The following is a 12427-nucleotide window of genomic DNA, read 5'->3' as shown; positions in this document are numbered from 1 at the left end:
GATGAATATCATAACTGCTTCGGTAACTATCAATAATGAATGTGTTTAGACTACTGGATTGGTCAAACCAAAAACCTTATATGTTCTATATAGCTCCTATAAAATTAATTAAAATTCATGTTGGCCTCACTTGCTTTAAGATCCCCAGGCAAGCTGGCAATTTCGGATTTGTAGAGGGAGTCGCTGAGAAGATTGGCGAAATGATGCATACCCTCGCTTTGCTTTGGGGTGATAAATCGGTTGAATAAACAAAACCATTTACCTGAGGTGATGTTTAAAAGATGGATATGACTGTTTATCCCTTTAACTATTAGACATGAATTCAGGAAATATAAACTATTTAAACCTTAGAGAATTATCCCACGAGGATTACGTAATTACCGAGGGACAGGCAGATATTACGGGTTGGCCTGTGGTTGATGAAAGCCAAACATCTGTTGGAAAAGTGCGGGACTTGCTTTTTGATCCAGATCAAAATGCGGTTCGTTATATCATTGTTGATCTCAATGATAAACACACTGCAACGGAAGATAAAGCTATTCTGATACCTATTGGTTTCGCAAACCTAGGGGAAGATAAAAAGGAGGTAGTGATCCCGGTTTTGCATGAAGATCAGTACAATGCAATGCCACGCTACATTATAGGTGAGGTGACCAGAGATACGGAAATGCAAATCAGATCAGCAATTGGAAGTCCGGCGGCGTTGCGCATAGAAGAAGAAATTCACGAGATTGACCATTCAGATTTTTATGCGCACCATCATTTCGATCGTGGAAACGTGATTTCAAGAAGGCAGGAAACTTCACCATCTGGTGTGATTTCTAATACGGCTATCGAAAACCGTAAAGAAGAACGACACACCATTCATCAGTTGATCGAACATGCGGAGGAAAATAAAGCTGTGCACGAGGATATCAAACCGGGCGGAGCAGCAGAACATGCAGATTTCACGGTCACTGCTGGACAAGGAATTTATACCATCTCGCCACAGGAGAACGGTACCTACCGCATTTTTCAAGGCGAAAACAAAATCGGCGTAATCTATGCAGAGCCAGGTCACGAAGGTACAAAATGGCGTACGATGGACCACCTGGATGAAAACCTGGTAAGCAGTTTAGGCCAATCCATTGCAGCGCACCACGGTTCAAATGCTGATCAGTAAAAATATTTGCGGGTAGCAAAGAGATCCGCCTTGTGGATCTGCTAATTAAAAGAACTCATCAATCATTATTGGTGAGTTCTTTGCGTTTAAGTGGGTCTAACTCCTCAGCCGTTATATTCGCTTGTGATCCTCGATTTACCTTTATATATGTCGATCTGCGCAATTAGCGGGTTCGATCAATTTATAAGTTATAAATACTTTAGGTATTCCAGGTACAACGCTACGCCTTTAGCGATATGGCTTTCATCAACCTGATGTTCCATTCCATAAAAAGCAAAAGGTGGCTGATAGTTAGCTTTTACATATTCAAAACTGAGTTCAAAGGGCCTGATCAGTTCGCTTAGTGGATATTTATAGATGCCAGAAGAACTTAACTCACTTTCTTCCACGCCTAATGATATTGCCAATGCTATCTTTTTTCCTTTCATTCGGTATCCACTTTTGCTGCCGTAGGCCCAGCCATGCGTAAGCACCTCATCGAGCCATTTCTTTAACAACGCAGGGCTATTAAACCAATAATAGGGGAACTGAAATACAATCTGATCATACTGTTCAATCAGGCGCTGCTCTGCTAAAACATCTACTTTTCCATCTGGATAAGCCTGATGCAACTGATGGATGGTATAACGTTCAGGGAATTTAGACAGTTCCTCAATCCATCTTTTGTTGATGACGGATTCTGCGATATTGGGATGAGTGACGATGATTAATGTTTTCATTTCTTTTATTTTTTATGATGCTACAAAGTTATTGCCTAACCAAGTGTTTTGTATATTGCCTGCCAATTGTTAGGTACTATATAAAATGTAAGTAATGAGTGAGATCAAAGAAACATCAACTAACTTTGCCAATAAAACTGCCCTGGCGGACGAATGTCCCGAAGCCTACGCCTCGAATATAATCGGCGGCCAGTGGACTTTAGTGATTTGCTCCTGGTTATTGAGTGGAAAAATGAGGTTCGGCGAACTCCGGAAAAAATTACCTAACATTACAGAACGGATGTTAACCTTACAACTTCGAAAGCTGGAGGAGCATAAGATCATCAGCAGAACAATTTATGCCGAGGTTCCGCCCCGTGTAGAGTATGAACTCACTCCAATAGGTTATGCGCTAAAACCGGTGATCAAAGCCCTGGAAGGTTGGGGCGAGGAACATAGGGATTTATTAAACAACCAATTGTAAGTTCACCGATTACGGAAAATTCAAAACATCAATGGTGAGAGGACGAATTTCTTGGAGGAAGGATTTGTTTTCGAGATTTCTCCACTACGGTCGCGATGACGGATTGGTATGTCTGATGTCTGCTTATCGCTATAGCCAACTTGTTCTCCGGCATAGCAGATGATGGAAGGATAGACCGTTGAAACTTGTGCTCTTGCGTTAAATTACCAAGCACATGGCAACGCGTTTTGTTCCGAACCTACTTCGGAATATTTGCCTTGCCCCAATAAAATTTCAACCAGTATAGCTGACATCAGGTGCAAGCCTTGATTGCTTGCTTCTTTGTTATAAAGAACAAAGAAGGAGACCGCCGCCGATGAGGGGAAAGAGAAATTCAAGGTTTTAATACATTATTTGACACTTTAAGATCCCCAGTCGAGCGGAGGGTTAATTTCTTTCATAAAAATCAATATAAATGACGTTAACTTTATTGTGAGTGAGAAGTGAGCATACTCACAGTCGTATCATTAGTGTTCCAACCTGAAGCTGAGTTTTGTTTTAGGTACAGACTTTTAAGAAACAGGTAAAGCAGATCGATGTTTCAATACCTGGAGATAACGGTCGATTCGCCTTTTGTTTTGTTGTTGTAATAATGTTGGGTATAGGTTCATTATCAGGTTGACGAGCAGCATCACCACTGCGAACCAATATAGCCCCTGATACATTCTGAATAAGATGAAAGGCACCATAAATAAGAAAGCAAATAGGTGATTAAGTTCTGCTTTCATCATCTCCGCCCTGTACGCCCCTAGTTCGCTCACCTTTATTTTTTTAGCAAAGGATAGCTTTGGATTAAAATATTTAAAAAAGCTATGAATGATAATCCATTTAAAAGGTTGGATTCCAAGTACCGTATTGAGCTTCTCGTTGCTAAGGAAGTTGAGGCCGGAGAGTCGTTGCTGATAAAAATTCGTTTTGGAAAGCAGTGCGGTAATGATCATGCCAACAATCCAGGAGATAAAGGCAATAGATAAGCTGAAAGTGAAATACTTCGTCATGTATGGGAGAATCGTATTTTTTGGTTGGGTAAACAATCGAAAATAGTGAAAAATATATGATTCTTATTTTTTTGAAGGAAGTTGTTGCGTTTATTACTGTGAAGAGGGGTTTGCAAGTAGGAATTGGAAATTTCATTTGCTTTAACATCCCCCGCCTACGCGAGAAGGATGGAAGGGTTGGAAGGGGCGATTGATTGGAGGTGATGACGGATTTGGTGGAGAGGCGATTTGGTTTTGAGAGGTCTCGCTGCGGTAGAGATGATGAGTTGCGAGGGATGATCTCACTCATTGGAAGTTTTATTGATATACGAACACTTTTTCGTCGACAAATTACAGGTGTTGGTCTGATAGTTACTTAAGCTGGTATAATACACCACTTTTCCCTGCAACGTTTTCGGGGTGATGGCGTCTTATTATCAGAAAACATTAAGAAACTTAAAATATAAAGTCATGAAAAATTTAACAAAAACATTATTCGCAGTAGCATTAACAGCAGTAGTATTCACTTCATCAGCAATGAGCAGCTTCGCTATAGCGCCTATCAAAAAAGAAACAAAAGTAAACGCAGTTCCTACATTCAAAAGAATTTGGGTAAGTGGAAATGTGAAAATTAACTTAACACAGGGAAGCGCCACAAGCATTTTAGGCGGCGATGGTTACGATGCAACTAAAACGTCGGTAACGAGTGATGGCAGAACACTTTTCATCAACTCTTTAGAAAACAGTCAGGTTACGTTAAACATTACCGTTAAAGATTTGGAAAGAATCGAAGCCTACGGACAATCGGTAGTGCTAAGCACCAATAACCTTGAAGTTAAAAACCTCCAGTTATTTTTAAATCAAAGCGCCACGGTAAAAATCAAAGCAACTGCCGGCAGTTTATACACAGTTGTTAAAGAAGACGCAGTACTAAAATTAAATGGTACAGCAGATCAAAGCACAATGGTTGCCAGTAATAACAAAAACGTTAACATTGATAAATTTGCCAGCAAACAATCTGCTTCTTACGCTTCGGAAGCGATTATGAACGCGGCACAAAATGCAATGGTTTTAGCAAAATAAGCGCTAATTATTTATAGGTAAGCAGCTGTCTGGAAATGGGTAGCTGTTTTTTTTTGCCCTTATTTTTTGGTTTAGAATTGTGGTAAAATATTTAATAGATAAAAACTATACTTTTACGTTTTTAAATAGATTCTGATAATATTATTTTTTTTCTGGTTTTGTTGTCGGTGATGAATCGAAAATCTCCTTTGTTTTGCATACGTTTTTCGGGGTTTTGCAAACATTGATACCAGAACGTAAGCCTAATTTTGGTTATTCAAAAACATCAAAAAATGGAAATTAAAAAGATTAAATTAGGCAATCAAGGATTTGTTGTACCTCAAATTGGTTTGGGCTGTATGGGGATGACGGGTTTTGAAGATGCCAATATGTACGGAGCGGCAGATGAAACGGAAGCGATTGCTACCATTCACAAGTCGCTTGAAATGGGTGGCAATTTTCTAGATACTGCAGATTTGTACGGTCCCTTAAAGAACGAACAGCTTATTGCAAAAGCAATGGGAGCAAATCGGGATAAGTACATTATAGCCACTAAATTTGGCTGGGAAATTAATGAAGAGAATAAAGTAACGTGGGCTATTAACGGCAAGAAGGAATATGTGAAGATGGCGGTAGAACGATCTCTTAAAAACCTAAAAACTGATTATATCGATCTATATTATATGCATCGGTTAGATAAAAACACGCCAATTGAAGAAACTGTTGGTGCCATGAGTGAACTGGTTAAAGAAGGCAAGATAGGTTATATCGGTTTGTCAGAGGTATCTTCCGAAACGGTAAAAAGAGCACATGCTGTGCATCCAGTTACTGCCGTTCAAAGTGAATATTCTTTATTTGAGCGAACAGTGGAAGAGCGGGGCATCCTTCAAACATTAAAAGAACTAGGAATAGGCTTCGTGGCATATTCACCACTTGGTCGTGGCTTTTTATCGGGCGATATTAAAAAAATTAGCGATTTACCGGAAAACGATTTCAGAAGGGCAATTCCACGCTTTCAGGAAGCTCACTTCCATAAAAATATCGAATTGGTAGAAGCCATTGAAGCCTTAGCTAAAGACAAAAATGTAAGTGCTTCTCAATTAGCCATTGCCTGGATTATTAATAAAGGAATTGTTCCTATTCCCGGTACTAAAAGAAGAAAGTATTTGGAACAAAATATGGCTGCGGCGAGTATAGAATTAACACCTGCCGATGTAGCTACATTAGAAAGTATAGTGCCTCTTGGTACGGATACCGGCAAAGCTTACGACGAATTTAGTATGGGCTTGCTCGATTAATTTCACGGCTGCATCGTGATGCAGCCGTAATTCTTTATCCTTTTATTTGTAAATTACATCCATGAATGCCATAAATTCGATTTCACAATTTCACCGGTTATTATCGCTTCCGGAACCATTACACCCTTTAGTTAGCGTCATTAATCTGGATCAGGCGATTTTTTTGGAGGATGAAATCTGGAAAGGTTTTATCAATCGTTTTTATTGCGTGGCTTTGAAAAGAGGTGCTACCGGTAAAATAAGGTATGGGCAACAGCATTATGATTACGATAAAGGCGTGCTCAGTTTTACTGCTCCAAACCAGGTTCAGTATCTCGATTTGAATCAAATGGAATGCGGTTCGGGTTATTTGCTCATCTTCCATCCCGATTTTTTACTTCGCCATAGCCTGGCAAACACTATTCACCGATATGGCTTTTTTTCCTACGCGGTAAATGAGGCGCTTCATTTATCAGCAGAAGAAGAGGATAACCTAATCGCGATTTTAAACAAAATAAATAAAGAATGTGTGCATATTGATAAGCATACTCAAGAAATTATTCTCTCACAAATAGAGCTGCTTCTTAATTATTCAAACCGCTTTTACGAGCGGCAGTTTATTACCAGGAAAAATAACAGCCATGAATTGCTATCCAAATTCGAAAGATTACTGGAAGATTATTTTGTGAAAAACCAGAACAATGGTTTATTAACGGTACAATATGTGGCGGGACAAATGAACCTTTCGCCCAATTATTTAAGCGATTTGTTGCGGGTGCATACCGGGCAAAATACACAACAACATATCCATGAAAAGTTAATTGAGAAAGCCAAAGAGAAACTTTCTACCACAAATTTATCGGTGAGTGAAATTGCTTACGATTTAGGTTTTGAGCATGCGCAATCGTTTAGCACCTTATTCAAAAAGAAAACCAATCTTTCTCCACTTGCTTTTAGGCAAGAATTTAACTAGCCGAAATTTAGTTGACTTCGATCTTTGCGGTAATTTCACTAAGCATTTTTTCGCTGAAATTATGATGGCCAGCTAGCCATTTGCTTACTTCTGCCACCTGCGTATCTACCAGTTGGGCAAAAGTTTCTGCATCTATTCCTTTCTCTATTAAGACCTCGCTTACCTTTCTGGCCGTGTTCTGGTTGATGCTGGTTAATCTTTCAATTGCCGGGTTTCCGTTTTCCTGTATCCAGTTAGATACCATATCTTCTTTTTCGGTATTCATTCCTTAACGTATCCTATTTTAATGTGGCGGCAAAGATATTGATTAGAAATTTAGGTGCAAAAAAATTGCGCCAGGCTTTGGAGTGCCCGCATTCATTATTTTTCAGGATCAAAACCTTTTGATCACACCGCTGTTTTATTTGCCGATACCTAACCAAATCGTAAACCAGTTTAGCTGATCATTCAATTAAAAACGATTACGTTAATTTGAGTAGGGGCAATACAAAACCAATCATCTTGCAAACACAACATAACCCTATGGAGAAGAAAAAGTCTTTCTTTCCTAAACTGATGCTTATCCTTTCTCTGGCAGTATTGCTTGGAGTAGAGGGCTACTTCGGTTTTAGGTTACATCAGCTTTCTGATCAGCAGGAGCGTATAAAGGAAGAATATTCCAATATCAACAACATCACCTACGGATTATTTTCTGTTCAAAAATGGAAAGATAATGTATCCAGAATTGTGCATCATCAGGTACGAAACCTGAAAATGACCAAAAAGCAGAAACGGGTTTTGCAACAGGAAGTGGAAAAGGTAATACTTGCTTTGATAGATAAGGCGGAGGCGCTGGTTAATAAACCTAAAAAAACCATCAGCGGTAAAATTCAAAAATTTGCCATCAAGAACTTTGTCAATTCTGATAGCATAAGGGCACAGGTACCTACTTTCGCCAGAAAAATCATTGCCGAGGTTGATGATCCTAAGAATAAAAAAGAGTTGAGTAAAATGGCCATTGGCGAATTTAATGAGCTGGCCACCGAAGAAATGAAAGACAGTGTTTTTGTAGCCAAACAAGCCGAACTAAAAAAGTTGTTTGCAGGTTACAAAGTAAACAACACCGATGAGCTCAACAGCAAACTAAGGGCTTCGCTATCTAAAATACGGACGCAAACCTATCAATATTCTTATGGAATGCTGGCTTGTGTAGCCGTGGTTTTGGCTTTTTGGTGGGGTTTAAGGAAGCGCCGCGATTTACACGTTACCCTTTTTGTAATGTCGCTCCTCTTTGCGTTTATGTTGCTTGCCGTTGGCCTAACCGCCTCTATGATTGAAGTGGATGCCCGTATTCGCTCTATAGATTTTGTTTTGCTTGGCGAACATATTGTATTTGAAGATCAGGTACTGTTTTTCCAAAGTAAGAGTATTATGGATGTGGTGAAGGTTTTGCTTGGTCAGGAAGGGATTGATTCTATCCTGGTAGGGGTGCTGATTCTCGCTTTTAGTATTTTATTTCCGGTCGTTAAACTTACTTCAACCGGCATTCATTTGCTGGGCAATAAAAAACTGGCGGAGAATGGAATCGTGAAATATTTCGCTTTCCAATCGGGCAAATGGAGTATGGCTGATGTTATTGTCATTGCGATTTTGATGGCTTACATCGGTTTGAACGGATTATTAGAAGGGCAGCTCCAGGCACTGAATATTAAAAATGATTCGCTCACCATCCTCACTACCAACAACACGGCCTTGCAACCGGGTTATATCATATTCATCAGTTTTGTGCTTTATGGATTGATTTTATCCACCATACTTAAATTTATTACTCCACACGATGCGCATTAACCGGTTTTAATTATGACGGCGACAAATTCTTCCACTCCCGATACTCCACGCAAAAAGAGCAAGGTAGCTCCCTTTGTGCTCATAGCCGTATTAAGTATCCTGTTGCTTGGCGCAGCTTATGCAGGTTTTCGTTTTTATCAGCTTGCTGTTGAGCAAAAAAGCATTAAAGAAGATTACAGTTTATCTAACAACATCACCTTTGGTATTTTTTCTGTAGACCGCTGGGGCGATAAAATTTCTGCCGTTGCCGACCGTAGGGTGAAGGGTTTCAAACTCACCGGTGAGCAAAAATTGGAAATGCGGAAACAGGTAGAAAAAGAACTTCATGGGCTTATTAACCAAGCTGTTGCCGAGATTACCAAACCACAGAAAGGACTTGGCGGCAAGCTTAAAAAGCTGGCTTTTAACACATTTGTTGATCGGGATGAACTGCATGCCCAGGTACCTTCTTTTGCCAAAACCATTGTAGTGAAAATTACAAGTCCGGGGAGTTTAAAGAAAATTAAAGGCATTGCAACCAGTAAGGTAGATGAGTTGGAGGCGCAAACCTACGACCATAGCGATACCACCATTACTACTGTAGAACGTAACATCTACAAGAAATACCATGCCGCGAATGCTACTGCATTTGATAAAATTATTGAGACCAAATTGGCTTACATTAAAAAAATGACCATGACCTTTGGCTCGATTATGCTGGGCTGCATTTCCATTGCATTTTTAATGTGGTTATTTTTACGCAAACAGGTTCAGTTGCATGCCCCATTATTCGTCATGTCGTTATTGTTTGCCCTGGTATTGCTTACCGTAGGGATTATCTCGCCAATTATTGAAGTGGATGCCCGAATCAAAACTCTCGAATTTGCTTTGCTGGGTGATAAGATTGCCTTCACCAATCAGGTGTTATTTTTCCAGAGCAAAAGTATTCTTGGCATTATAGGTACTTTGATCGAGCAGCCTAAACTGGATTCGGTATTGGTGGGCATACTGTTATTGCTTTTTGTAGTGATTTTGCCTTTATTAAGGATTATAGCCAGAGGTTTACATGTAGCCTGTGCCCACCTCTTAGGGAGTAAAAAGGCTTTGCGGTTTTTAGCCTTCGATTTGGGGAAATGGGATATGGCTGATGTAATGGTGGTTGGTATTGCGATGACTTATATTGGCCTGAATGGCATTTTGAAAAGCCAGCTTTCTGGTTTGAATATAGAGAATGAAACCTTGAAAACAGTTACTTCCAATAATTCGGCCTTACAACTGGGCTTCTTCGTTTTCGTTGCCTATGTTGTTTTTGCCAAGATCTTGTCTTACATCCTTAAAAAGATGGATGAACGCAATGGCGAATGTTAATGCTTAGCCAAAGCCTGTTTGATATGGCAACAGGCTTTGGTATTGAATACTAGCTCCCTGATTTGCTTCCCCCTGATTTCACATCATCGTTACTGATGCTCCGCTGATTCTTTTTAATAGCGTCTTTGAGTTTACCAAACTTCCAGTTTAAACTTACATTGAAAGAGCGGTTATAATTTTGTCCGCGGTATCGCTGCGAAAAATTTGGCCCTTCTGTTAAGGTTTCATAGTAGCGATATTTCATAAACGGATTGTTAACACCCCCCGAAATGGTCAGCTTATCCTTCACCAGTTCCTTGCTTCCGCTGAAGGACATGTAATAATATTGCCCAGATCTGCCCTGCAATAAAACATCGGCAGAGCTGTAATTAAAACTTGCATTTGCCCGCCATTCTTTTTCAAATTTGTAGCCTGTATTAAGGTAGATACTGCCAGATAAACCTTCATTTTTGGTCGCTAAGCCATTAATTGTTCCTTCCAGCCAGGCGTAACCAGCGTTACCACTTACCGTAAGATTCCATTTTTTGGTAAGCGGATAATTGATGTTGATATTGGCCGTCAGGTTTTTATTCCGCCCTACGTTCGCAAAGGTGCTGCGGGTAATTTTATCTGAATCATTGTAAATTGAAATGTTCTGAATGGTATTGTTGGCAAAATTATAGCCCACACCGGCGTTGATAGAACCTTTTTTGAAGCGGCTGTAGGTAAGATCAAAATTATTGCTCAAAACGGCTTCCAGATCCGGGTTTCCGCTGTATTCGAAGTTTGGTACCGAACGATCGACGAATGGATTCAAATTATCTATTCCCGGGCGTTCAATTCTTTGCGTGAAACCAAAGTTTAAACTGCTTTGATTTTTAAACTTGCGGTTAACTGAAAACGAAGGGATGATGTTGAAATAATCGGTCTTTACATTTGAGGCATTGCTGATGAAATCGGCCTTCACAAATGTTTCTTCTATCCTTACACCAGCTTTGAATCCCCAGTTGGTTAAGTTATAAGCGTAAGAGTTATAGGCGCCGATGACATCCTGGTTATTGTTAAAAATGTTTGTCCGGGCCGGATCAATCTGATAATCGCCACTACTAACCTGACTTTTGAATTCGAAATTACTGTTATTATCCCTGAGAATTCCTTTCAAACCAGCTTCAATAGTCAGTTTTTTTACCGGGTGAACATAATCGAGCTGTATGGTCTGTTCCTTCGAGCGGCTTTCATTTTCCTGAATATAATTGGGATCGTTAAAATTCTGACGGTTGATGAAATTCAGCTCGTTTCTTTGCGGATTAGTTCCGTTACTGTATTTATAAGAAAAGGTAAGCAGACGCTCTTTGTTACTTTTAAAACCGAGTTGGTAATTTAAACTTAAATCCATGCCGCCCCAATCAAAACGGTTATTGCTAATTAAATCATAGGCGGTAACCTGCGCTGGAGCGGTTAGACTAAAAGATTGATTATTTGCCGACTTGTTATAACCGCCATAAGGATTGATTTCGGCAGTAATTAAGTTTAAGGTATCTATTTCAAAGCTCAACTCTGCCCCGCCGTAGCGGTAATTATTGTTGAATTTTCGGTTTCCGATGTTTAACAGTTCAGAGGGGGTAGCACCTGAAGTCGTTCGTGAATTGATATTTTGAGTGGTTGGGGTACTGTAAAATCCAGTTCCGCCGTAGGCGGTTACGCCAAATTTTCCTTGTTTTACGGTAAAAAATCCGCCAATGCCTGGGCCGCCAGCCGGAAACTGATGCCTTAAGTTTAAACTGCCGTTATAGCCGTTATCAATCTTTTTATTGGTGATGATGTTGATGATGCCGGATAAACCCTCGCTGTCGTATTTTGCCGGAGGCGTGGTGATGACTTCAATTTTCTGAATGGATGAGGCAGGCATGGCTCGCAAAACGTCTTTAGGACTTCTCGCGACCATACTCGATGGTTTTCCGTTGATCAGAATTTTATAATTTCCACTTCCTTTCAGTTTGATGTTATCATCAGCATCCAAAGAAAGCAATGGCACCTTGCGCATCATATCCAGGGCAGTCAAAACTTTGCTTTCGGGGTCGGCCTGAATATCATAACTGATTCTATCGATTTCCTGCTTAATTACCGGGCGGGTTACACTTACAGAAACCTCATTCAAATTATTTACCTGCGAGGCCAAAGTGATCTGCCCGGCGTTAAAGTCTGGTTTGTCGGCACTAATTTCGAATGATAGAATTTTTGCATTGTAGCCAACAGCAATGGCTGTTAAACTGTATTTGCCGGCAACTATTTTATCAAATTTAAATGTGCCGTTTTCTGCTGTAACAGCTGTTTTAATAGCTTGGCCATCTTTTTTGATGGCCAGTGTAATAAATTCGAGTGCTTTTTTTGAAAGAGAATCGTTCACTTTTCCTCGTACAATACCACCCTTTTCCTGAGCGGAGGTGTGAAGTGCAATTGTGGTCAGTAAAATGGTAAATAAGAGGTGAAAGCGTTTAAAGTAATGCATGAAGGATGAGGATTCGTAAATTAAAAAGGGAATCGAAAATGATTTAGATTTTAAGTGTTAATTAGATAGAAGACGTTGGATGTTAAGAAAGGT

Annotated in this window: 11 protein-coding genes; 7 read left to right on the top strand and 4 right to left on the bottom strand. The window is 39.9% G+C overall.

The window, feature by feature from the left end; all coding sequences use genetic code 11:
- Positions 1 to 316 precede the first annotated feature (316 nt).
- The gene (locus AC3ITD_RS17955) at positions 317 to 1162 is read left to right on the top strand and encodes a PRC-barrel domain-containing protein (protein WP_489361795.1); all 846 of its coding nucleotides are present in this window, start codon (positions 317 to 319) and stop codon (positions 1160 to 1162) included.
- Positions 1163 to 1350: 188 nt separating this feature from the next.
- On the opposite strand, the gene AC3ITD_RS17950 is transcribed toward AC3ITD_RS17955, so the two are convergent.
- Complete coding sequence (locus tag AC3ITD_RS17950; RefSeq protein ID WP_489361793.1) at positions 1351 to 1881, bottom strand: NAD(P)H-dependent oxidoreductase; 531 nt, start codon at positions 1879 to 1881, stop codon at positions 1351 to 1353.
- A gap of 94 nt (positions 1882 to 1975) precedes the next feature.
- Here AC3ITD_RS17950 and AC3ITD_RS17945 point away from each other — a divergent pair, with 94 nt between their 5' ends.
- On the top strand, positions 1976 to 2344 hold the full coding sequence (locus tag AC3ITD_RS17945) for a winged helix-turn-helix transcriptional regulator (RefSeq protein WP_489361791.1): 369 nt from the start codon (positions 1976 to 1978) through the stop codon (positions 2342 to 2344).
- Between the two features lie 551 nt (positions 2345 to 2895).
- Here AC3ITD_RS17945 and AC3ITD_RS17940 read toward each other — a convergent pair.
- On the bottom strand, positions 2896 to 3381 hold the full coding sequence (locus tag AC3ITD_RS17940; RefSeq protein ID WP_265797031.1) for a glycosyl-4,4'-diaponeurosporenoate acyltransferase CrtO family protein: 486 nt from the start codon (positions 3379 to 3381) through the stop codon (positions 2896 to 2898).
- Positions 3382 to 3831: 450 nt separating this feature from the next.
- Here AC3ITD_RS17940 and AC3ITD_RS17935 point away from each other — a divergent pair, with 450 nt between their 5' ends.
- The 3 genes from AC3ITD_RS17935 (at position 3832) to AC3ITD_RS17925 (ending at position 6672) form a co-directional block, all read left to right on the top strand.
- Complete coding sequence (locus AC3ITD_RS17935; RefSeq protein ID WP_489361788.1) at positions 3832 to 4443, top strand: GIN domain-containing protein; 612 nt, start codon at positions 3832 to 3834, stop codon at positions 4441 to 4443.
- A 272-nt stretch (positions 4444 to 4715) separates the two neighbouring features.
- Positions 4716 to 5720, top strand: coding sequence for an aldo/keto reductase (locus AC3ITD_RS17930; RefSeq protein ID WP_489361786.1), 1005 nt, complete (start codon positions 4716 to 4718; stop codon positions 5718 to 5720).
- 61 nt (positions 5721 to 5781) lie between these two features.
- The gene (locus tag AC3ITD_RS17925) at positions 5782 to 6672 is read left to right on the top strand and encodes a helix-turn-helix domain-containing protein (protein WP_489361784.1); all 891 of its coding nucleotides are present in this window, start codon (positions 5782 to 5784) and stop codon (positions 6670 to 6672) included.
- 7 nt (positions 6673 to 6679) lie between these two features.
- On the opposite strand, the gene AC3ITD_RS17920 is transcribed toward AC3ITD_RS17925, so the two are convergent.
- Complete coding sequence (locus tag AC3ITD_RS17920) at positions 6680 to 6937, bottom strand: hypothetical protein (protein WP_265797027.1); 258 nt, start codon at positions 6935 to 6937, stop codon at positions 6680 to 6682.
- Between the two features lie 257 nt (positions 6938 to 7194).
- Between AC3ITD_RS17920 and AC3ITD_RS17915 the strand changes: the two genes are divergently transcribed.
- A complete protein-coding gene (locus tag AC3ITD_RS17915) occupies positions 7195 to 8499 on the top strand; it encodes a paraquat-inducible protein A (RefSeq protein ID WP_265797026.1) in 1305 nt (434 codons plus the stop codon).
- A 12-nt stretch (positions 8500 to 8511) separates the two neighbouring features.
- On the top strand, positions 8512 to 9846 hold the full coding sequence (locus AC3ITD_RS17910; RefSeq protein ID WP_489361781.1) for a paraquat-inducible protein A: 1335 nt from the start codon (positions 8512 to 8514) through the stop codon (positions 9844 to 9846).
- Between the two features lie 49 nt (positions 9847 to 9895).
- On the opposite strand, the gene AC3ITD_RS17905 is transcribed toward AC3ITD_RS17910, so the two are convergent.
- Positions 9896 to 12334, bottom strand: a complete 2439-nt coding sequence (locus tag AC3ITD_RS17905) for an outer membrane beta-barrel family protein (protein WP_489361779.1) — start codon at positions 12332 to 12334, stop codon at positions 9896 to 9898.
- Positions 12335 to 12427: the final 93 nt, after the last annotated feature.

Source organism: Pedobacter sp. KH_004 (assembly GCF_057840755.1).
This window is presented reverse-complemented; position numbering and strand designations above follow the sequence as displayed.